Here is a 23292-nt window from a genome sequence, read left to right as displayed (position 1 = left end):
CGTCATTAAAGTTCGATTAACACGCGCTCGTGTTCAACGCGCACCGGATAGGTGTTAACGCTGATATCATCGCGTTCCAGGCACGTTCCCGTAGCCAGATCGTAGTGCTCTTTATAAAGCGGTGACGCCACAACAATTTTATCGGTCAGCGTGCCGACGATACCGCGAGACAGCACATTGGCCTCACCAATGGGATCCCAGTTGCTGATAGCATAGAGGTTCTCCTCGCCGTCGAGCTGTACACTGAAAATCGCTACCTGCACATCGCCGATAAGCGCACACACACCACTGTTAGTGACCAGGTCATCCACATGACACACATCATGCCATTGAGCAATAATATTAGCCTGAGCCTGCATGATAATTCTCCTAAACGAGTTCTACGGGAATGGCTTTACCAGCCGAAAATTTTTCGGCCTTGGTGGCCGGACGAATCTGCTCGCGCTCAGTCACAAACTGGATATTGGTATCCGACTCATCACTGTTAACGAACTGACGAAAACGTTTTAATGCTTCAGGTGATTCAACGGTGGTTTTCCACTCGCACTGATAGGTATCGGCGATATGCTGCATCTGCGCTTCAAGCTCGTCACAAATGCCCAGCGAATCGTCAATCACCACGGATTTAAGATACTCCAGTCCACCCTCGAGGTTTTCCATCCACACCGATGTGCGTTGTAAACGGTCTGCCGTTTTTGTATAGAACATCAGCACACGGTCGATGTATTTGACCAGCGTGGCATCATCCAGATCGGTAGCGAATAAATCGGCGTGGCGCGGTTTCATCCCGCCGTTTCCGCATACGTAGAGGTTCCAGCCGTTTTCGGTGGCGATAATACCTATGTCCTTACCCTGCGCTTCAGCGCATTCACGGGTACAACCGGAGACAGCAAATTTGATTTTGTGCGGGGCGCGCAGGCCTTTGTAGCGATTTTCTAAATCAATGGCCTGACCAACGGAGTCCTGCACGCCATAACGACACCAGGTACTGCCTACACAGGACTTAACGGTACGCAGTGCCTTGGCATAGGCATGCCCGGTTTCAAACCCGCCGGCCACCAGCTCTTCCCAGATAGCCGGAAGCTGGTCTACGCGGGCACCAAACAGGTCGATACGCTGGCCACCGGTAATTTTAGTGTAAAGATTGTACCGTTTAGCCACATCGCCAAGCAGAATGAGTTTGTCGGGGGTAATTTCCCCGCCGGCCACCCGTGGCACAATGGAATAGGTACCGTCTTTCTGCATATTACCCAGATAGGTATCATTGGTGTCCTGCAGCGGCTGATGTGCTTTTGCCAGAATGTAATCGTTCCATACCGAGGCAAAAATCGATCCGGCAGCCGGTTTACAAATATCACACCCTAAGCCCTTGCCGTGTTTTTCCAACAGCTCTTCGAAGCTTTGGATCTTACCGACCTGGATGAGATGATAGAGCTCCTGACGAGAGTAGTTAAAGTGCTCACAAAGGGCTTTGGACACTTCTACGCCGCGTTTTTCCAGTTCGCTGTCGACGACGTTTTTCAGTAATGCTGCACAACCACCACAACCGGTAGCGGCTCTGGTATTCGATTTCACATCGCCCACAGAGCAGCAACCGCTGTCTATAGCTCCTACAATGTCACCTTTAGAAACGTTGTGGCACGAACAAATGGTAGCCGTGTCGCCCAGTGCATCGGCACCCAGCAATGGCTTTTCGCCTGCCGACGGCAGGATCAACGATTCAGGACTGTCCGGTAAAGCAATACTGTTAAGCGCATACTGCAACAATGTGTCGTAATCGCTGGTATCACCGATGAGCACCGCACCCAGCACCAGGGATTTGTTGGCATCCACCACTAACTTTTTATACACGCCTTCCGGTTGATTATGATAGGTATAGGACAATGCCCCCGGGGTACGGGCATGGGCATCGCCAATAGAGCCTACTTCCACACCCATAAGTTTCAGTTTGGTGCTCATGTCAAAGCCGGCAAACTCGCCTTCATTACCGATGATATCGGCGACGGCAGCGCGAGCCATGGCATAACCAGGTGCAACCAGACCATAAATTTTCTTATCCCACAGGGCACATTCGCCAATGGCATAAATGTTCTTATCAGTGGTTTTACACTGATTATCGATGACGATACCGCCACGTTCGCCGATAACTAACCCAAATTCGCGAGCCAACTGATCGCTGGGACGGATCCCGGCAGAAAACAACACCAGATCGGTTTCCAGGTGTGTACCATCAGAAAACTTCATGCGGTAGCGACAGGTTTCACCGGCTTCAATACATTCGGTGGCTTTCTGGGTATGCACCTGCACACCGAGCGCCTCAATTTTGTCTTTCAGTAGTTCACCGCCCATGGGATCGAGCTGTACCGCCATCAATTGCGGGGCAAATTCTACTACGTGAGTGTCAAGCCCGGCCTGCTTGAGCGCATTTGCCGCTTCCAGGCCTAACAGGCCACCACCCACAACAACACCCACTTTGCTTTGCGCGGCAGAAGCGCTGATGGCTTCTAAATCTTCAATGGTACGGTATACCAGGCAGTGTTCCTGTTCGTTACCAGGAATTGGCGGCACGAACGGGTAAGAACCGGTTGCCAGTACCAGGGTATCGTACTCATACGTCTCGCCTGATTTGGTTGTAACAACCTGCTTATCACGATCGATGTCGGTTACCCAGGCGTTGGTGACGGCATTCACGCCCCAGTCCTGATAGGTTTGCTCATCGGTCAGCGCCAGGTCAGCAGCGGTTTTACCAGAAAAATAAGAAGAGAGGTAAACACGGTCATAAGCCAGACGGCTTTCGCCACTTAATACCGTGATATGGCAGTTGTGCTCACTGTTAATCAGTTGCTCAACAAAGTGGTGACCCACCATACCATTACCAATAATAACGATGCGTTGTTGCCGTGATGAAATGTTCATTTCGTCTACCTTTTTTAAAGGCAAAAAAAAACCCACAACCATTCCTGGTTGTGGGCTTCGTTGCCTGTTTAAGCATTTGCTAATCTGTTTGTGTAGGCTCTTGTACTACGCTATTGCCTGGCCGCGTAACTGCTACAAGAGTCTCGATATGTTTACTAATACAAGTTAAGTGCCAACATTTATAATTAATAACTTCAATCACTTAGCTTTTTTAAAGCTCACCTGCCCCATACTGACACGCACCAAAACGAAGCAAAATCCTATTATTGGTGCATCGCACTGTCTACTTTAGGGTGCGTCGAACAACAGCACCAGCAATACAATGACCGTAATAGCCAGAATGCCAGAGATACCCTGCCATACCCGAACCGGATGACGTTCCATTAAGGGTAGCGTGCGCCCGTACGCCGGATTAGGATGATGCAGGTCATAAACAAATTCCGACAAACTTTCGTAGCGTTTGCCAGCCTGAGGATGACAGGCACGTTTTATGGTGGCATCCAGCCACGCGGGCAACGATACATTGCGCTGATTTAAGCTGATGTAGCGCAGTTTGAGCAACCCTGCATAACTGGTCTTTTTGGCCACACCGGCATCATAGGGATACTCCCCCGACAACAGGTAATACAGTAATACCGCTAAAGAGAACTGCTCGGCGCGCTCATCAGGCCACAGGCCAACGAAATACTCTGGCGCAGCAAACAGCAAGTCACCGGGAATAAACAGTTGCTCCGTAGCCATTAAAAAGTTGTGTCCGGAAATGCTTGCCGCGCCAAAATCAATCAATGTGAGACTATTGTTTTCGCCTACCAGCACGTTTTCCGGACGAATATCCTGATGCAATATACCCTGCCGGTGCAGCGCAGTTAAAGCGCCGGATAATTGCGTAGCCCAGTCTCTGAGTAACATTAAATCAGGGGTGCCATTATCATCACGCCACTGCCGCAGACTAATGCCCGGGCAGTATGTCAGCACAACGTAAAAGCAGCTACGGGAAAACGTCTCACTGACGCCAGAAAGTAATTGCGGGTGACTCACCCGCTTAGCCACCCACTCCTCTTTGATCATTTCATCCAGAAAGCCGCTGTTATCCTGCATCGACACGGCAGGCACTTTAAGCACCACTTGCTCATTTGAGTGGTTATGACGGGCAAGGTATACGCTACTGCGCTCGGTATTGCTGAGCTGCTTTTCCACACGCCAGTCGTCAATGAAGCTCCCGACGCTCAGCGGGCTCTGTACAAATGGCAGGTAACCGGATGACTCATAACTCACCGGCACCGACTGATGAATAGAAGTAACGTTAACCGCGGCTATGGTCAGGTTATCATTACAACCGAAATCCAGGGCCATATTAGCAACCTGTTCACAGCCCTTATTTAAGTCGGTGTCATCTTGTTGCAAAACGGCTAACCAGTCTTCGACGCTAAGCGTTTCGGCGATGCCGTCGGTCATCACCACAAAGGTATCGCCGGGCAACATATCCCTGACACTAATATCGACTTTTAAATCGGGTTTAATACCCAGTGCGTTGCTGAGGTAATGATGGCCGCCCTCACCTTGCTGACGATGATCTTCGGTACACAGTTGGGCCTGATGCTGACGCACATGATAAATACGGCTGTCACCGCAGTGCAGCAAGATGGCTTTATCACCCTGCAGAAGCACGGCACTAAAAGTACACACGTAGCCCTTATCCGGGTTCTCCCGATAAGGGCTAAGCTGTGACTTGATATACAAGCGGGTGTTGACTGTTCGCAGGACCAGCTCAGCGGCGCGCGCCGGAGACCAGACATCGGCAGTCATCAGGTAATCGCGAACAAACTCATTAATTGCCAGTTCGCTGGCGTATTGACTCACCTGACTACTGCTTATGCCATCTGCAACAGCGGCTATCACACCACGATGCTGCAAACGCGAAAAATCAGGCACTGTCACAGCATGACAGTCCTGATTAATGTTTTTTATTCCTTTGCCGGAGAATGCTCCCCAGCGTACTTCAGGCATATAAACTTAGACTTTATCGTTGACCTTCGCTGCTGGGACGGCTTTATTAGTACCACCGGTAGCCAGTACACGCTTAGGGGCAGTTTTAACGTGCGTTGAGTAAAGTGTCAGGCCGGTGAACGCTAAACCACCTACCAGGTTACCTAATGCTGTTGGGATCTCGTTCCAGATAAAGTAATCCATCACTGAAAACTCACCACCCATGATCAGGCCAAATGGGAACAGGAACATGTTAACCACTGAGTGTTCAAAACCCATAAAGAAGAACAGCATGATAGGCATCCACATCGCTAGTACTTTACCGCTAACGTGAGTAGAAATCATTGCGCCTACCACACCCAGCGACACCATCCAGTTACACAGCATACCGCGAATAAAAATGGTAAACCAACCTGCCGTACCGAACTCGGCATAACCCAGCGTCCGTGCTTCACCAATGCCCGCTACCTTCGTCGCGATAGCGCCACCGTCAGTGTTATAGCCCATGGTAAAGATAAAAGACATCATAAAGGCAACAGTGAGCGCGCCGGCAAAGTTACCCACGAACACCAGCCCCCAGTTACGCAGGATCTGCGGCCAGGTAACACCGGGCCGTTTCGCCAGCCAGGCCAGTGGTGCCAACACAAACACACCGGTTAACAGGTCAAAGCCCATCAGGTAAAGCATACAGAAACCAACCGGGAACAGGATGGCCCCAATCAGAAATACGCCGGTTTTAACAGCGATGGTAATCGCAAACACTGCCGCTAATGCCAGGATAGCACCCGCCATAAATGCACGAATTAACGTGTCGCGGGTAGACATGAAAATCTTGGATTCTCCCGCATCAACCATTTTGGTTGCAAACTCAGAAGGTAGTAAATACGCCATATTAATCACCTAAATATATTGAACAGAAACACACCCACAAACACTTCATTACAATTGTCAGGCACAAAAAAAGGCGTCCGCACTCACTTCAAAGAAGTAAGTTGCGGACGCCTTTATCCGAATTCTTTTCCAATTGTAAAACCATTACGGTTTGCTATTTCTACGAATACAATTTCGATGCCAATTTAAATAAAAATAAATTAAACATATTTATCAATAACTTAAAATAAACCTGCAATTTTTAGAAACACTTATCCATAAATACGGCGCGCCACGATAGCGCAATTTCACCAATAAAGTGCATCATTACCGGTGCAACCTCCTTTGCTGCGGTAATTATTGCGCGCATTTTGGGCAAATCCCGCTATTACTGCCTAATTAAAACTCAAACTGCCTTCTTTATGACCAGATTATTACATGGGAATAAGAATTGCTTGCTTCTGAAGTTTACTAACCAGCCCACGTTACGGAGCGCCTGATGAGCAAACAAAGTGACATTACCAAGCGATTTTTATTGTCAGCGAAGCATCAGGAAATTCAGGCATTACAGCATTTATCTTCAAACTGCCGCACGGTAAAAGCCGTAAAGGACATGATCCATCAGCTCCAGCGCGAACGTGGTTTAAGCAATGTGTTCTTAGGTTCAAAGGGCGACCGGTTTGGTGAGCAGCGCCAGCAGCAGATCACCGCAAGTGAAGTCTGCGAGCAGGATTTACGCAGCCTGCTTAAGTCGCTTTACCTTGGCCAGCACGATAACGGCCAGTCCATGCGTTTACTCAGCAGTATCACCTTTGCTCTGCAGGGCATGGATCACTTACCCGATTTACGTAATAAAATTGCCGCTCAGCAGCTTACACCGCTGGAATCCACCAACGCCTATTGCCGCCTAATTACCGGTTTACTCGACGTTGTTTTTGAAGCGGCCGATGTAGCCAGCGATCCAACCATGACACGCCTGCTGGTAGCCCTGTTTAACTTTATGCAGGGTAAAGAATACGCCGGGCAGGAGCGCGCCTGGGGTGCTATTGGTTTTGCTGAAAGTCACTTCGACAGCGACCTGGGAGATAGAGTCAATGCGCTTACCGACTCTCAGCAGCACTGCTTTGAAACCTTCGCGAACTTCGCCGATGAAGAAGAAATGCAAATGTGGCAGTTACAACAAAATAGCGACACGGCTTCGCAAATAACCCGCTTACGCGGAATGATTCATTCACTGGCGTCTGGCGGGGAATGCTCAGCTGAGCTCAGTGAAATCTGGTACGACATCGCTACGCAGCGTATCGACGCCATGCAGTCCATTGAAGAGCATCTGACTGATCGTCTGACCGACCAGGCGACCCTGCGCATTCAACAGGCCGAAGAAGAGCTGCGTAATCATGAGATGCTAATCGCTTCCCTGAACAATTCACCACCGCTTACTGATACGCCAATTACCATGCTCTACGACAATACGGTAAAGGGTCTTAAGGGCGCCGGAAGAGAGGCGAAAAAACTGCCCGAGGGCTCTGCCCTGTCGGCGCATAAATCATTCTACGATCTTATTCGTGGTCAGGCTCAGCGTATCGAGGATATGGCCGATGAGCTCAGCGCCGCCAGACAGGCACTTAATGAGCAAAAAGTGATAGACCGGGCCAAGCTCTTATTAATGCAACAAGGTGGCCTGTCTGAACAACAGGCTTACCGCAAATTGCAAAGCTCCGCTATGGAACAAAATATGCGTTTGTCTGATTTAGCGCAGCGGGTGGTGAGCCGCGTGGGGTAATGACGCTTCTGTAAAATTTTGTTATAACTTTACCGCAAAATACTATAGCTATAGGATGTAGCCATGAAGAAATACCTTTTTATCAGTCTGATAACCCTGCTTGCCGGCTGTGCAAGCAACCAACTGACCGAAGATTCACAAGATAACTCAATTAACGACAGCAACTCTGCAGATCTCGCGTTATCAACCGACACCGAGTTTAACGCCCTATGGAAAGTTCAAAAACGCGTGGATCCCGGTTACTCTATGGATGCCGCGCGAAAAGGCTTGTCTGGTTGTGTAAAAGTGATGTTTGTAGTGAACAGCGAAGGAAAGGCAACAGAACCAGAAATTATCGATTCATTTCCGGCCGGTGTGTTTAACAAGCAGGCGATTGAGGCTATCAGCCAATGGCGCTGGCAACCTACAGCAGCAAACGCCGAAAGAGCACCGGCTCCAACAGACGTCAAATTTGATTTCATGATACAAGGCACACAAAATAAAGCGGCGGCAGAAAAGCACTGCGATATTACTGTTCCCTCTTTCTGAATGCATTAAAAGCAATAACAGGCACTGGTCACAGTAGCCCTTCAGCATATTGCCGGTGCCTGTCTGACTATTTCAAACACAAATCCACAGCGTTAAGAACACTCAGATTTTTAAGGATCCTCTGATGCGATTATGGACCTATCGACGTCCCTTCACCTATGACAACGACAGCTATGAAATCCGCTATTCGTTTTCGTTTACCACCTATACATCACGGCTGTATAAAAACGGACATCTGATTGATGAATTAACCGGTAACTTTATCGACGAGCTAAAAGTACTTACCCATACTGTCCACTCTGATGACGCAGGCAATACGCTAAAAGTGTCGGTGGGTTACATCAACTGGCTGACCGTTGGCATTGAGGTTTACCAGAGCGACGAGCGCATCTACGCCAGTCACCCGGATAACGACATTTACTTTGCCGATAAAAAACTAAAAAAACTCGCCGGCGCATACGCACAAGATACCGAAACGCTTAAACAGGAACGCCAGAAACAAAGTGACCAGTGGCGAAAGAACAAACACTCCATCTTCGCCGATATCGGCTTAGGGGCGGCATTTTTTATTGTATCCAAAACAACCGGCGACTTAACCTTGGCGGCATTTACCAGCATCGCTCTAGGCTTAGCACTGGTGGTAGTACAGCGCTTTGTAAAAGTGGATTTACTTGGCGGCTTTGCTGTTTTTGGTACGGTTATGCTGTTGATATCCGCATTGTTATCGCTCACTTTCGACAGTGAGTTTTTAGTGCAGCTAAAAGGCACAATAATGGGTGTGCTGGGCGCTCTGGTATTGCTAACCGATGGCGTATTCCGTAAAGGGAAGTACTTTGGCCCCCGGTTTGAACGCTATCTGAACGCGCCTATTAAATATCAGCCTTTCGTGATCGGGCTGAGTGCTATCGGATTAATGATGGCAGGCATTAATTACGCTGTGGCGATACTGCTTAGCGAAGATCAGTGGTTAACCTACACCACGTTTATCGATATGCCCTTATACCTTGTTTTGTTTTTTATGTTGATATCGAAAACAAGTCAAAAAGAAGCGTCCGAAATCAGTAACCGGTAAGCTCCATATAGCCCTTACCGGCATGACTGCCGCCAAACGATACCGCTCCCTCGTAATAAGGAAAGCGGCTGTCATTCCACTGGTCTGTTTTAAACGCTTTAGTGGAGATTTCGATTTGCTGTGCAGGAATAGTAATTTGCCATTCTACCGGGATATCCCGCCCTGCCACCAGACTCGTTTTGAGTGGTGATATTTGCAGCTCATCTGGCCCCAGTGTTAGCGACTCGCCATGTGCGCTGATTAATGTACCGGTGGTATAAGCCTCGCCGCCATCCACATACATGGTAAAAGCCATCAGTTTACGGCCATCATCAAAGTGCAGCGAAAACCAATCCCAGCCGAGGGCGTCTTCATCAACCAATTGCGACGTCCATTCGTGATCGTACCAGCCTATACCGCTAACCTGATGGGGCTCGCCCTCAACCTTAATCTGGCCGCTGGCGTTAATAAACGGCTGGCTGTAGTAATAGGAACGATAGTCTCCATCGCCGGTTTTAAAGCTCACGCCTTGTTGTCCATGCTTAATGAACGGTTTGTCAGCGGTGAGTGCCAGCGTGATCCCGGCCGGGCCTGAAGTGGCATTCAGGCGAGCAGGAAATAGTGTCGCGTCCTGCTCACTTTGCCATTGCCAGTTATCAATGAAAAAATTCACCGGTTCAGTAGAAAACCCGGCGATGCCGGTTCCCTGCTGGGCAAACTTTTCATCAAAGTAATGGCTGGTGTGGGTGTGAAGCGACGAATGTCCCATCCACACCGCGCCCTCGCCCCAATTTGACGCCATTTCAGGTCGGGCAAATTTGAACAACGTAAACTGATAATTAAACGGCTCGCCGGCGTCATTCTCCAACAGCAGCGTAAGGTACCACCACTCAATCTGATAGCCGTTATGCGGGCCGTGATCGGCGGGTAAGCTCACCGGTTGCTCACTACTGACTGTTGCCTGGTTATTCGCTTTAAAACCACCAAATAATGAAGTTCGGTTGTTTTGCTGAGCTAAAACGGCGCCCGGGAAAAGGCTCACCAGCAGCAATCCCCCCCACCACTGTCTGTTCATACTGCCTCCTGCTGCGAATAAAACCTGGCCTGTAACCTGCCAAGCGGCAATGCCATAAGTAGCAGTAACAGCCCCAGTCCGATTAGCAGACTTTGCATAATAATCATCGGGTCGAGGATCAGCGGATAGGTCCAGTGAAAGGCAAAACGATTCACCTTATTCACCAGCAACCAGGCCAGTAACAGCGCAAATGGCAGTGCCAGAAGCGCACAACTCACCGCAATAAAACAATATTGCGAGAACAACGACAACTTGATACGAAACGGACTGACGCCAACGCTGCGCAGCAGCAACAGTTGCGGTTTAATATCCATCACCAGCAGCGTAATCGATACAAAAAACGACAGCGCGGCCACCAGCATTGTGATCAGATTTAACGTATCAGTGGTTAAAAATGTGCGGGAGAACAACCTCATCGACTGCTCAATCAGCGTTTCACGGGGGATCAGCCGTGCTGACTCATTGCGCGCTTTGAGCCAGCTTTCAAGCGCCGCCTGCTCTGCAGGCGATGCAAAAGCCGCATAAGCTGAAATAAGCGCATAGTCACGGCAAAGCAACGCCTCTGGCAGCAACACTTGCGCTTTTGGATTACCGTAATCCGGATACACGCCCACTATTTCAAAGGCCTGCAAACCGGTATTTAAAGGCAGGCTCACAACGTCACCGGTGTTAAGCCCCTGCCGATACGCCAGTTGTTGATTAATGAACACCCCACGCTGTGCATGAAAGGCAGACCAGGCAGAGGGCAATTGATTATCAAGCATTAAATACTGCTGATATTCGGCGCCATCGGGAAAGCTGCGTAGCTCGAGGGTTTGCCCATTAACGCGAACGTCTTTGCCATAGCGGGCTAGCAGTGGCACCGGCGTGCCCTCCTCGGCCGACAAATCCCCGTCAAAATCCGTGTAGATATAAAACGGTGCAAACAGGCGTTGCTCCAACCATTGCTCCGTAGCCTGGCGAAAACTGTCGACCATCACATTCATGCCGATATTGGCCGCCAACGCGATAAAAAATGCACAGGCCGCCAGTCTGGTTCGCTGCGACAGACTCACCGCATTATGCATACTCCAGTGCAGCAGCGGCTTTGTTGTACTTACCCGCCGTGCAACCAGGCTCATTAACTGGGGCATCAGCAACACCACCGTGGTGCAACCGGCAATCAGAACCAGGCCAATATACAAAAGCGCCTCGCGCTGACTGGCTACCAGCCACGCACCCAGCGCCACTATCGCTAAGCTCAGTAACAACCAGACGTTATAAACCGGTTTGAAACGCCGCTTAAATGCCGCTACCAGATAACTGCGCCGGGCCAGACTGTGAGCCAGACGTTGCCTGATCAACAGCCCCATTACCATCACTGCGATTGCACAAAACACCACGGCCAGCAACATCAGGCGCGGCGTGGAAAACTGTCCACCGCTAAACTGCCCGTCCAGTAGAAATCGATAAATATTACTCAGCAACGGCGTGATTGCGCTAACCAGCGATGCTCCGGCAATTACCCCACCAACCGCGCCAACAAGGGCCAGGATCAACATTTCCAGTTGTAAAACACGTAGCAGTAATGCCTGACCAACCCCGAGTTGGCGCAGTTTAACCAACACCGGCGTACGCGCGGCTAACAGCAGGTTAAAGGCATTAAACACAATAAAAATGCTCACCAAAACCATCAGTGCGCCCATGGCCCACAGATTGAGGCTGAAACTGTCACTCAGGTTGTTGGCGGATGAAGTCAGCACAAAGGGGGCTAATTGAAGGTGTGCAGGGAGTGATTCTTCCAGCAACGCATACTGCTCAGTCGACAATGCCCCCATCACCAGCAGGCCGCCTAGCTGATGGGTTTGTAAAGTGACATCACCTTGATAAAACTGATTAATATCCTCAATACCATTGAGCGCTGCTTGTTGTGCAAAGCTGTTTTGCTGTGATGCTGCGCGATTAGCCATTGGCAACAGGTTAAACAGCGTAACCGTATCAACCGCTAGCCGATCACCGGTTTGAGTGTAAGCCACTAAAGCGTTAACACCCTGTCGCCGAAGCTCGGCATAATCAGAGCGCCTGAGAGGTTTATTTTCATTGCGCGGAATTATGTGAAAATTAACCGGTACATCACCCAGGGTAAACTGCTTTAACTGAGAAGACGCGCCGGCATTGATAAGTGTGACGGCAGTGAGACCTGCGCTGGCAATAAAGATCGCCACAATAATTAGCAATGGCTCCCAAAACCGCGCCCGGTAGGTGGCTAGTTGGGTACGCAGTGCCAGAATAAGAACTCGCATGGCCCGCGACATTATACTAAGGCTAACCGGCCCTGATGGAGCCGATACTGAGTTTGAGCGCGCCTGGCAACGTCCGGGCTGTGGGTAACTACCACCAACGCAGCACCCTGCTCCTGACAATAATTAAACAGCAACTGGCTCACCACATCGCTGGTTTGTTCATCGAGGTTGCCCGTGGGTTCATCGGCAAGCACCACATCAGGCTGATGATTAAGTGCGCGGGCAATGGCAACCCGTTGCTGCTCGCCACCAGAGAGCATACTGACCGGCGCTTTGTGCCGCTCCGCCAGCCCAAGATTTTCTAACAAGGACTGCTGACGGGAGGCATTGTAGTTACCTTTTAAGCGAGCGGTAAAGGCCACGTTGTCCCAAACGTTAAAGCAGTCCAGCAGATTAAACTGCTGAAAGATAACGCCAAGGTGGTGCATTCGAAACGCATCGGCAGCTTCCTGCGACAAACTCTCTAACGCATGTCCGGCAATCACAATGGTGCCGCCAGAGCTTTGTTCAAAGCCCGCCAGTAACGCCAGCAAAGTGGATTTACCACAGCCGGATGCGCCCTGAATACTCACCGATTGCCCGGCAATAACATTCAGCGAAAGCTGGTCGATAATGGGGGTGGCTGAGTCAGGGTAGTGTTTTATAAGGTCAGATACTGCGATCATTATTCGATTTTGTTCCTTAATCGACCGCACCTTACGAGGCGCTGTATACCTCTAGTTTAACGTAAATTAATCAAATTAAGATTAATTACAAGTTCACCAGATAGGCAACATCAATGTCTTAGCAAAAAGCTTTTAGTCAAACACCAAAACGGCTTGTCGGCTCAGCGCCACCAACCGTTCATGTTCATCCCAAATTTTCGCCTCAGTATGGGCATAACCATTAGCGGCAAACCGGGTATCCACCTCATACGCAAACCAGGGGTTACCGGCAACGGGAATAAGCGGGTTCACAAACTCCAGATCCCAGCTTACCGTACTCATCGGTGCCGGAGCTTCCAGTTGCTGCACCAGCGCTGGCGGCCATGCATCAATCAGCGCGATCAGGTGGGTATGGCCAAATAACTCTACCGGCGCGCGGTTGCGCATCCAGCCGTAATAATGACAGTGTGAACTGCCGGTGAAGGGGCGTTGCCCCTGAAGCATAGCCAGATCGTAGTGATGGAAAAACCTCGGCAGTTTAGCGGCGTCAGTTCCCATTAACATTGCCTTATCGGGTAGTTCAAATTGATGCGAAGTCAGCTTGTTGATATGCAATTTCGAGGTTAACTCAACACCATAACAGGCCTGCACACAAACGCTGACTTTGCCTGCCTGATTCAGCCTTACCAGGTATTGCGACATATTGCGGCCGGAGCGTAATTGCTCTATGACCACTTCAAAGGGTTCATCAAATACCACCGGACCAACAAAGTTAGAGTGAAAGGTACGTAAGGCGCGATCCGGCGCTACAATCAGACTCAGCGCATAATGCATCATCGCCGCACTGATACCACCAAAAGCCGTACGCCCCTGCCCCCAGTCATCGGGCAAACCGGGGTGAGTTACCCGCCATTGGTTGTCGCTTATTGGTGTAACGGCCGATAAGCTCGTAAACAATTGATCAATGTGATGCATCAGACAACCAGTTCCTTTTTTTGATTATTAGAATGTTAATAGCTTAGTAACACTAATACTTTAGAAGTATCTTTTCCTTTTAACTGAAGTATCAGTCAGTTAGCTATAATGCTCAATTAACCTTGCCATCTGGCTATCGAAACAGACACAAACTGATAACATCTATTCCTGGTAAGCTTATGATTAAAAAGACATTTGGCACATAAAGTGCTTCATTCTCTGACTTATTCGTGAGACGTGCTGTTAGAGCTACAGTTGCGCAAAGAGAGTGCAAATGGTCCTTTATATCTCCCCAAAATTGAGCTATCCGCTGAAACGTTCCAGCCTTTTTCTTTCATGCTGGTTATTTGCCTTTGGGATAAGCCCTTATTCCGCATCCCAGGCGGAAGAACAATGGTTTACCCGCGATCTGGCGGCCGACATCATCGACGACCGTTGCGAAACCTGCCACAACGATTACGAATTTGCCGGTAACTGGTCGGTAGCCGATATACATGTAAGCGACCTGACCAAAGGCAAAAACCAAAAACTATGGGAAGGTATCTTAAAGTCTGTCTCCATGGGCGATATGCCACCGGCCGATAAAAAACAGTTAAGCGCAGACGAGAAAACGGCCTTTCTGAACTGGCTTGAAGGTTCGCTGGATGACTATAGCGAGGCTCATCCTAACCCCGGCAGAGCCACCATAAGACGGCTCAACCGTAATGAATACGCCAGGTCAGTACGCCATTTACTGGCGCTGGATGTGGATATCAGCGATTCACTCCCGGGAGACGATTCGGGGTACGGCTTCGATAACAACGCCGATGTGCTAGGCGTCTCTACCACCCTCCTGGAGCGTTATCTGTTTGTTGCCGGCAAGCTCAGCAAACTGGCCACCGGCACCGCCGGCGAAGCCGCCGGTAAAGAGAGCTACATCGTGCCTAAAGACGGCCCGGTGAAAAACAGTGGTGTGCCCTCTTTTGATTTGCGCATGAGCGATGCACTGCCACTGGACTCCAGAGGCGGTGGCAGTTTTGAATTTTATGCACCGGTCAGTGGTGATTATGAAATCGCTGGTTTTTTGAATGCCAATACCAATAACGAAGTCGACCGCCTTGATATTCATCGCTATAGCCATACGCTCACGCTTACTGCAGGCCGACATCAAATCGGTATGACTTTTCGTAAAAACCTGGCCCTCAATGAACATGTGCCAACCATCCGAAAGGGCACAGACTACGTGGTGATCCCCGAGCGCCCCCCGGTTGAAATGACGCTGGATTTTATTGTTGATGGTGCACGTCTACATTCAACCAACGTCCCTTCTTACCACATGTCTGCGCGTTTCTCTCAGGCTGCATTCTTACGTGATGTGCTGGAAATTGAAGTGATTGGGCCGTTAACCCCCGGCAGCAGTGTTGCCTCGCAAACGGCCAGCACCCGCAAAATATTCAGCTGTCTGCCGGGGCAACAATCAACCGCAACAGCAGAACTTGATTGTGCCCGGCAGATTATAAGTTCATTAACCGCAGAGGCGTACCGCCGCCCGGTTAGCAACGAGGATATACAGCCCTTACTGGCAATTTTTGAGCGAGCCCGGATGGATATCAGTTTTCGCGCCAGTATCGCTACGGCCATACAGGCACTGCTGGTGTCGCCAAACTTTTTATACCTGCAGGAAATTCCGCCTGCCGAGGTTGAGCCTGGCAGCGTTTACCGCATTAGTGATACAGAATTCGCTGCCCGGCTAGCGTTGTTTTTATGGAGCAGCCTGCCGGATAAGGAACTTACCGCACTGGCCAGCGCGGGTAAGTTAAGAGAGCCGCAGGTGCTTACGCAGCAAATCAAACGCATGCTCGCAGCCGACAAAGCCAACGCGCTTACCGATAACTTTGCCGGACAATGGCTGTATTTACGCAATCTGCCCTACCATTTTCCGGATGTGTTTGAATTCCCGGAATTCACTATTCCCCTCAGGCATTCTATTGAGCGTGAAACGGAACTGTTCTTTACCCGTATTCTCAAAGACGACCTGCCCATTTTTGACTTTTTAAATGCCGATTACAGTTACCTCAACGAACCATTGGCAAAGCACTATGGTATCGATGGCGTTAAAGGCTACGCTTTTCGCAAAGTCTCCTTAAGTGACCAATCCCATCGCGGCGGATTACTCGGTCAGGCGAGTATTTTAACCCTCACCTCCAATCCTAACCATACGTCGCCGGTAAAACGTGGTAAGTGGATCCTCGACAACCTGTTAGCGGCCAGCCCCCCGCCGCCACCGCCGGATGTGCCGGCTTTGGTGGCCGAGCACGACGGTATGGCACTGACAGCCAGGGAACAGTTAAAGCGGCACCGGGCCGACCCGGTTTGCGCGGCCTGTCATGTGCGCATGGATCCGCTCGGTCTGGCACTTGAGCAATATGATGCCGTAGGCGCTTTTCGTACCCGCTATGCCGACCAGCCAATCGATGTTACTGCTACGATGCCCGATGGCACCCAGTTTGAGGGCCTGAACGGTCTTCACGATGTACTGTGGGACAGACGGGAGCGCTTTACCCAGGCATTTATCGACCGCCTGCTCACCTATGCCCTCGGTCGCGGTTTAGAAGCTTACGATCAGCCTGTTATCCGCACCATCGCCAGGCAAGCCAGTGAGGAAGATTACCGCATTCACAGCATTATTGAAGCGGTAGTCACCAGTACGCCATTTAACTTTAAAAAAGCACCAGAGGCAGCTAATGAACCACAACAATTCGCTAAAGCGCCGTAACCCAGCGTTATCCCGTCGTACCTTTTTAAAAGGCCTGGGCGTTAGCATGGCGTTGCCGGTGATGGAATCATTGGTGCCTGCAGCCATGGCAAAATCGCTGGAGCAGCGGCCCAAGCGTATGACAGTATTTTACTCCCCCAACGGGGTAAGAATGCAACGTTACACGCCTGCAACCGCCGGTAAAAATTATGCCATGACACCCATCTTAAAACCCCTCGAAAAAGTACGCGATAAGTTTACAGTGATTTCAGGCCTGGCCCATTACCAGGCCAGTGCGTTCGGTGCGCCGCCGGCCGGACATGGCCGTAGCTGCCCGGCATTTTTAACCGGCGCACATGCCAAAGCCACCGAAGGGGCTGATATTCAGTGCGGCATTTCTGCCGATCAGGTAGCCGCCAGTTACTTCGCCAAAGACACCCAGCTCGCCTCCCTTGAACTGGGCATCGAGCCGCCCAGTTTAATGGGCAGTTGTGATATTAATTACAGTTGTACCTACACCAACACCATTTCCTGGAAGAGCCCCACGCAGGCGTTGCCAGCAATGGTTGCTCCCAGCGATGTATTTGAGCACCTGTTTGGCGACGGCAATCAAATCGACGAGCAAACCCGTCAGATGCGACTAGCCCATAAGAGCAGTATTCTCGACTTTATTAACGATGAAGCTAAGCGGGTTAATAAACGTTTAGGCGTTAACGATCGGCATAAAATGGCACAGTATCTGGAATCCGTCCGCGATGTGGAACGACGCATTGCCAAAGCCCGGGAAACGGCGATAGAAATGGATCTTGAAGGCTTCACCGTGCCAGCGAATATTCCTGTGGATTACGAAGAACACGTGAAGATCATGCTCGACCTGCAAATGCTCGCACTGCAAACGGATATGACCCGGGTCAGTACCTTTATGCTCGGCCGGGAACTGAGTAATCACGCCTATAACAATCTGGGTATTCCAGATGGCCATCATGCGCTAAGCCACCATGCGAATATTCCGGAAAAAATCGATAAGCTGGTAAAAATCAATGCCTATCACATGCAGCTGTTTGCCGATTACCTGGAGAAAATGGCCAGTATCCCGGACGGTGAATCCAATCTGCTCGACAATACCTTTGTGGTGCGCGGCGCTTGTATAGGTGAGTCGAATGAACACGATCATATGGATTTGCCCATCATACTCGCCGGTGGCGGTCTGGAAGGAAACCGCCATATTGCCGCCAATAAACACACGCCCATGTGCAATTTACTGCTCTCGGTATTGCAGCAAATGAACGTACCTGTGGAAAGCTTTGGCGACAGCACCGGCCCGCTCGCCGGTTTGACTGCCTGAGGAGTAAGTAATGAATTCAATCACCAATATCCCGATTAAGGCTCTGCTTGTTGCGCTGGGTATTGCCGCGTTATCGGCCTGTCAATCTGAGTCACAGCTCACTAATGTGAAGCCTGCGCTGACCAGCGAGCAACACGATAAGCTGCTCATCGAGGCCAAACAGGCCATTCTCGCATCTGATATAAGCCGACTCGCAAAGCTTAGCAGCCAGATTGATGTTAATCGCCCGCTACCTGATAACGCCAGTTTGCTGGCCTGGGCAGTGGAAACTCAGGATCCGAAACTGGTTAGCCTGTTACTGGAAAACGGCGCGGATGCTAATCCCACCGCGGGAAACCGCTTTACCCCAATCATTCAGGCCTGCCGCTATGGCAATTCTGAGATCATTAACGCTTTACTGGCAGACGGAGCAAACCCTGATGATGCGGTGGAAGACGGCACCACTGCATTCCATCTGTGCGCTGGTTCAGCAAACCGCAGGGCGCTGGAAAAAATAGCCAGCCTGGGCGCAGATATCCACGCTAGCAATGAACATGGCCAAACCGCCCTGATGTTTGCGGCCAATCAGGGAAATACCGATAATCTTCAATATCTGGTGAATGCCGGTGCCAACATCAATGCACAAACTCTGGAGGGTTACAACCCGCTCTTTTTTGCGATTAAAAGTCAGGATGTGACAACAGCTCAAATGGCCATCTCTCAGGGCGCCGACGTATTTGCTGCCGCCAAAGACGGTACTACAGCTGCGCAACTTGCGGTATATGCGAAAAACTTTGCATTTTTAACCTGGTATATGGGTGAGCTGCCGGCGTTGATGGATGAGCAAGGCATAGATAGCGTCATTAATTCTCACGACCGCGATGGATACCAACTGCTCCATGCCGCCGTTAAAGCCAATCAGCCTGAGCTGGTTGCAAAGCTGCTGGCGCTTGGCGCTAATCCCAATCAGCGTAGTGAGCCATCAACCTTAACATGGCGATACGAGGCTAACTTCAAAACAGAAAACTATATGCCACCACAGCTGACGCCCATGGAAATTGCTGAGCAAAAAAACCTCACACACATTACTGAGATGTTGCAACACAACAATCCGTCACTGTCACTGGCGGGCATTTAATATCGGGCCTCAGGGCCCGATAACGAACATTTTAAAAGATGCTTAGTACAGGTTTAAAAGGCATTTTTTGCCAGCAACCATCAACCCTTTTCTACCTGAGTGATTTCGCCGGTTATTTGCCGAATTTAAAAATAAAGCGATCGGTTTTGCCTCGAATATCAGCGGCAAAGACTGATTTTTGCAAATCATCTTCCGGATTACGCAGATAAAACGCCTCTTCTCTGAGCGTAAAGCCTGCGCTTTCGAATTGGTGCTTAATAATATGAGGATCAATACGATGCAGAGTGTTCGCCGCGTTAAAACCTGAGCCCGCCTTGGCACTGTGGTCAATAATAACGACCACCCCATCCTCTTTAAGAATGCGTTTAAAGGTACTCAGTACTGGCATGTAATCAACAGCCTCGTCGCGGAAAGAAACGACTTTCCCATCGCGGACCGTATCGGTGAAATACATATCGTGATAGCCCAGTGCGGCAAAAATAATATCCACCGAATTGTCGGGAATTGGCATTTCGGAAAGAGCCACATTGTCCAGTCTTACTACATTGGGCAATCTGTTATCCTGAGTGCGTTTGATAATATCTTTTTGCGCAAATTGCCAGTAAACACTGTCATTTTGCATATATACCTTACCCGTTTCCCCTACTGCTCTTGAGAGAAGTTCGGTATACCAGCCACCACCAGCAAAAAAATCCAGCACTACGTGCCCCTTTCCAATGCCTGTAAAAGACAGCACTTGCGCCGGTTTTCTGGCTTCATCCCTCTGACTGTCTTCCTGCGGCCTTTCGCTGGCGCTAACAACCTCTGCAATTTGCTGTTGGCTTAACGGTGCGTTGGCAGCTTGAATTTGAAAAGACATCGCAGAAACGGCAAGAACAAAAGCAACGGATTTGGAAAGACTTCCAGTGAACATAGGGTTTTTCATTGAACTTAGGCCTAATTCGTTAAATAGAAGCATAAGGTTATCCTCAACTGTTCAGTATGTGTACAAAAAACTGTAACAGAACAATTCAACTCCCGACTAAAATACGAATCGGCTAAAACAACTGCCAACGTTCATTGGTTATTTTAAACGACCGGGTTTGGAAAGCCTGATAATAAGGGGAATTCCGACTGGATTTTATTACTCAGTAACCAGAAAAAACGATGGGGATTAAATGGTTTTGATACTGATATTTGAAGTCATATAAATGGTGCGTCTACCCTGATTCGAACAGGGGACCTCTACCATGTCAAGGTAGCGCTCTAACCAACTGAGCTATAGACGCGAATCTGAACGTCGGTGATTACCGAGTGGCGCGTATAATAGCGATGCGCCCGCCACTGTGCAAGCAGAAATTGTGAGAAATGCTTTAATTGCCTGTAGTTTAACCAATCAGGAAACTAACTCGCCCGACACAGAAAAGGCAGTGGTTGAATAACATCCATAATGCTGCCCTTACGATAGATATCGGCAAAACATTCCCCTAAACGATCTGACTCGCTAATAACCGTTTGCCAGTATTTGATACGCTGGGTGTCATCCATTTTTTCGAAGTCTTTGCGGTCGGGAATTTTGCCGTAGGGCAAGGAGGCAACAAACTCATCAGATGGCACCAGCATCACCACATTATCAAAACTACTGGCATGGGGAATACGTCGCTTCAGGGCTTTGTCGAACCAGCCAGGAATGGCCTTTGGATAAAAATGCGGATATAACACCAGGGCATCCTGGGGTCCGAACGACAAATCAAAATGATAATCGAGGATCCCGCCATCCCGATACATGCCACTAGGAGCAGCCACCATGTGCTCCACCCCATCGATTACCAGGGGTATGGAGCCCGATGCTAACAAAGCATCCTTTACGTTATTAAAGCCCAGCTCGATGTATTCTGTGGTTAACTGATACGGATCGGTGATATGTAGCTGACTGTCCGGCGCTGAAAATACGCTGCGGGTGTACAGTTTTTTTAGCAGGCGCCGGTTCATGGTATTTGCCGCGGCACTCACACCCAGCCCCAGCATTTGTCGGTACTTGCCGTAATGTTGCATTAAACCATGACAACGCGCGGCAATAACGTGCAACTTAAAGCGCTTATTGGTGAGTACTTCCATAACACCATTACGCCCCATCACATAATCGATCAGCTCGCGGGCTTTATGGGTGATTTCTCCAGGGCCTGGTTTGGGGGAATATACGGTTTGAGAATAGTTTTCGGCCAGCCGGTTAATGGCGGCTACCGGGTCGCGCTGGACAAAACAGGCAGAACGAAAGGCGCCGGCAGAAGAGCCAATAACGTTCACAGGTTGTGAGGAAGCCGCAAAAAATGCCGGAAACAGGATCCGGTCGATCCCGGCCAGAACAAACCACTTAGGCCCGCCCGAGGCCCCCAGCACATGGGAAAATAACGCAGGCGAAAGCCCGTGTTCACGTATACGTGCCAGCGCCGTAGGCCCGGCATAAATAGAAAGCGGCGTTCCCAAAACGGTATGTACCTTTGCGGTTAAATTTTGATTTTATTGCTTAATCCTACCTTAATGGCCCAATCAGGTAAATTGCCCCGAGGTACAGGTTTTAGCCGCCGCAAAAAGTTGTGAAAAAGTCTGGATTCCTGCTCTGATTTATGCACATCAACATACTGAACATATATTATACAGCAAGATAAAACCATTAATTTCATTAACTTACACGTTACCACATAACTACTCAACAAAGTTATCCACAGATATAGTGGATAACCTTGGTCAGTCGAAATAATACTTGGGATTGATTTTTGGTTAAGGTATAAATGGACGTGAATTTACTAACCTAGCAGTGTATGACCTACTCAATTGCCAAACCGCTCAGTTATTCAGCGCCCGCATCGGCCGGGGTGGTTATGCAGTTAAAAGCGCCGGCTACCGGTGAAGTGTTGCGACTGGACGAACTATCACACCCTCTGCTGCAGGCTGGCCTGCTGGGATCCGGGGCCGCGGTTAGTATGACCACAGGCGAAAACTGTGCGCCAGTCAGTGGCGTTGTGCACAGTATTAGTGTTGCCAGGGCACAACTGGTTCTGGTGCATCCGAAGGGCCTGAAATTGCAGTTACAAATTGGCCAGCCGGGCGAAATTGGTTATGGCGAACGGCTCCGGTGGCTGGTTAAAAAGGGCCAGCGGTGTGAAGCTGGTCTGCCGTTAATTCAGAGCGATCCTCTGTGGATAAAACAGCAAGGCGCACTTCCGGTGTGCGTCCTTACCCTGCTTAATGCGGCCAGGCTTAAAGCCCTCGTATTAACCTCAGATCCGAAGGTCAGACTTAATGACGATGGCTTTTTAACCCTGTACGCTTAGTGCACATCTGTTATTTATTCAGTGTGTGTGTCAGCGTAATTTCGGCATTCAGTACTTTCGATATCGGGCAATTTTCCTTTGCACCGTCAGCGATTTCCTTAAACTGTGCTTCGTCAATGCCTTCTACTATTGCATCGAGCACCAGTTCGGATTTCACAACGCTAAAACCGTCCCCATCTTTCTCCAGCGTAACGTGCGCTTCTACCGACAGTTCTCCCTGCTCAAAGCCTGCATCGGCCAGCGCAAAAGACAGCGCCATCGCAAAACAACTGGCATGAGCGCTGCCCAGTAGCTCTTCAGGATTGGTGCCCGGCTCATCTTCAAAGCGGGTATTAAAACCATAGGGTTGATTTTGCAGTGCGCCACTTTGGGTACTCACCTTGCCTTTCCCCTGTTTGCCCAGTGGCTGATAGTGTGCTGATGCGGTTTTTACAATACTCATCGATAACCTCCGATAGTTTGTTTAAATTGCCGGCATTGTTTCAGCCGGCCATAAAGAATGTACAGTGATTGAAGCATTACCCATGCCGATATCCTAAAATACGCTATACGCCTTTACCGGCAGGCCATAGCGTAAGCCTCAGGCTATCAAATAGTTAAAATCCGTGGGCGGTCTGTGTCATAATTACCGGCATTGCACAAAATTTTCATACTGGCAGAGCCCTTTAATCC

18 protein-coding genes and 1 tRNA gene are annotated in these 23292 nt (G+C 49.7%); 7 read left to right on the top strand and 12 right to left on the bottom strand.

From position 1 onward, the window contains the following. Positions 1-5: 5 nt before the first annotated feature. From nirD to AC27IB_RS10695, 4 genes are all read right to left on the bottom strand, one after another. A complete protein-coding gene (gene nirD, locus AC27IB_RS10710; RefSeq protein ID WP_296053651.1) occupies positions 6-359 on the bottom strand; it encodes a nitrite reductase small subunit NirD in 354 nt (117 codons plus the stop codon). Between the two features lie 10 nt (positions 360-369). Further along, positions 370-2916 (bottom strand): nitrite reductase large subunit NirB, encoded by a 2547-nt coding sequence (gene nirB / locus AC27IB_RS10705; RefSeq protein WP_487120821.1) that lies wholly within the window; start codon positions 2914-2916, stop codon positions 370-372. A gap of 288 nt (positions 2917-3204) precedes the next feature. After that, positions 3205-4923, bottom strand: a complete 1719-nt coding sequence (locus tag AC27IB_RS10700) for a bifunctional protein-serine/threonine kinase/phosphatase (RefSeq protein WP_487120819.1) — start codon at positions 4921-4923, stop codon at positions 3205-3207. A gap of 6 nt (positions 4924-4929) precedes the next feature. Further along, a complete protein-coding gene (locus AC27IB_RS10695; protein ID WP_296051020.1) occupies positions 4930-5793 on the bottom strand; it encodes a formate/nitrite transporter family protein in 864 nt (287 codons plus the stop codon). Positions 5794-6271: 478 nt separating this feature from the next. Between AC27IB_RS10695 and AC27IB_RS10690 the strand changes: the two genes are divergently transcribed. The 3 genes from AC27IB_RS10690 (at position 6272) to AC27IB_RS10680 (ending at position 9155) form a co-directional block, all read left to right on the top strand. Next, positions 6272-7555: a nitrate- and nitrite sensing domain-containing protein gene (locus AC27IB_RS10690; protein WP_487120817.1), complete on the top strand. Its 1284-nt coding sequence runs from the start codon at positions 6272-6274 to the stop codon at positions 7553-7555. Positions 7556-7618: 63 nt separating this feature from the next. Next, entirely contained in the window at positions 7619-8083 is a 465-nt protein-coding gene (locus AC27IB_RS10685) for an energy transducer TonB (protein WP_296051014.1), read from the top strand. Between the two features lie 124 nt (positions 8084-8207). Further along, positions 8208-9155, top strand: a complete 948-nt coding sequence (locus AC27IB_RS10680; RefSeq protein ID WP_296051012.1) for a septation protein IspZ — start codon at positions 8208-8210, stop codon at positions 9153-9155. Here AC27IB_RS10680 and AC27IB_RS10675 read toward each other — a convergent pair. From AC27IB_RS10675 to AC27IB_RS10660, 4 genes are all read right to left on the bottom strand, one after another. Next, positions 9142-10209 carry a lipocalin-like domain-containing protein gene (locus AC27IB_RS10675; RefSeq protein ID WP_487120814.1) on the bottom strand — a complete coding sequence of 356 codons (1068 nt, stop codon included), beginning with the start codon at positions 10207-10209 and terminating at the stop codon, positions 9142-9144. The genes AC27IB_RS10680 and AC27IB_RS10675 overlap by 14 nt on opposite strands. Then, positions 10206-12491, bottom strand: coding sequence for an FtsX-like permease family protein (locus AC27IB_RS10670; RefSeq protein WP_487120812.1), 2286 nt, complete (start codon positions 12489-12491; stop codon positions 10206-10208). Before AC27IB_RS10670 ends, AC27IB_RS10675 begins: the two co-directional genes overlap by 4 nt. An 11-nt stretch (positions 12492-12502) precedes the next feature. Further along, the gene (locus AC27IB_RS10665) at positions 12503-13156 is read right to left on the bottom strand and encodes an ABC transporter ATP-binding protein (protein WP_296051004.1); all 654 of its coding nucleotides are present in this window, start codon (positions 13154-13156) and stop codon (positions 12503-12505) included. A gap of 132 nt (positions 13157-13288) precedes the next feature. Beyond that, on the bottom strand, positions 13289-14110 hold the full coding sequence (locus AC27IB_RS10660) for an acyl-CoA thioesterase (protein WP_487120810.1): 822 nt from the start codon (positions 14108-14110) through the stop codon (positions 13289-13291). A gap of 274 nt (positions 14111-14384) precedes the next feature. Between AC27IB_RS10660 and AC27IB_RS10655 the strand changes: the two genes are divergently transcribed. From AC27IB_RS10655 to AC27IB_RS10645, 3 genes are read left to right on the top strand one after another with little or no spacing between them, the layout of a single operon-like run. After that, a complete protein-coding gene (locus tag AC27IB_RS10655) occupies positions 14385-16865 on the top strand; it encodes a DUF1592 domain-containing protein (protein WP_487120808.1) in 2481 nt (826 codons plus the stop codon). Next, positions 16834-18189 (top strand): DUF1552 domain-containing protein, encoded by a 1356-nt coding sequence (locus tag AC27IB_RS10650; RefSeq protein WP_487120806.1) that lies wholly within the window; start codon positions 16834-16836, stop codon positions 18187-18189. Before AC27IB_RS10655 ends, AC27IB_RS10650 begins: the two co-directional genes overlap by 32 nt. A 10-nt stretch (positions 18190-18199) precedes the next feature. Continuing rightward, positions 18200-19306 carry an ankyrin repeat domain-containing protein gene (locus AC27IB_RS10645; RefSeq protein WP_487120804.1) on the top strand — a complete coding sequence of 369 codons (1107 nt, stop codon included), beginning with the start codon at positions 18200-18202 and terminating at the stop codon, positions 19304-19306. Positions 19307-19418: 112 nt separating this feature from the next. Here AC27IB_RS10645 and AC27IB_RS10640 read toward each other — a convergent pair whose 3' ends face one another. The 3 genes from AC27IB_RS10640 to AC27IB_RS10630 all read right to left on the bottom strand — a co-directional run bounded on the left by AC27IB_RS10640 (position 19419) and on the right by AC27IB_RS10630 (position 21772). Next, positions 19419-20219 carry a class I SAM-dependent methyltransferase gene (locus AC27IB_RS10640; protein WP_487120802.1) on the bottom strand — a complete coding sequence of 267 codons (801 nt, stop codon included), beginning with the start codon at positions 20217-20219 and terminating at the stop codon, positions 19419-19421. 278 nt (positions 20220-20497) lie between these two features. Further along, positions 20498-20574, bottom strand: a tRNA-Val gene (locus AC27IB_RS10635). A 115-nt stretch (positions 20575-20689) separates the two neighbouring features. Next, positions 20690-21772 (bottom strand): patatin-like phospholipase family protein, encoded by a 1083-nt coding sequence (locus AC27IB_RS10630; protein WP_487120800.1) that lies wholly within the window; start codon positions 21770-21772, stop codon positions 20690-20692. A 335-nt stretch (positions 21773-22107) separates the two neighbouring features. Between AC27IB_RS10630 and AC27IB_RS10625 the strand changes: the two genes are divergently transcribed. Beyond that, positions 22108-22620 carry a PTS glucose transporter subunit IIA gene (locus AC27IB_RS10625; RefSeq protein WP_487120798.1) on the top strand — a complete coding sequence of 171 codons (513 nt, stop codon included), beginning with the start codon at positions 22108-22110 and terminating at the stop codon, positions 22618-22620. 10 nt (positions 22621-22630) lie between these two features. Here AC27IB_RS10625 and AC27IB_RS10620 read toward each other — a convergent pair whose 3' ends face one another. Next, positions 22631-23062: an OsmC family protein gene (locus AC27IB_RS10620; protein ID WP_487120796.1), complete on the bottom strand. Its 432-nt coding sequence runs from the start codon at positions 23060-23062 to the stop codon at positions 22631-22633. Between the last annotated feature and the right edge of the window lie 230 nt (positions 23063-23292).

The sequence above is a fragment of the Alteromonas sp. 4NH20-0104 genome (assembly GCF_057547795.1).
The sequence above is the reverse complement of the archived record's forward strand: the minus strand, read 5'-3'. Positions and strand labels throughout refer to the sequence as shown.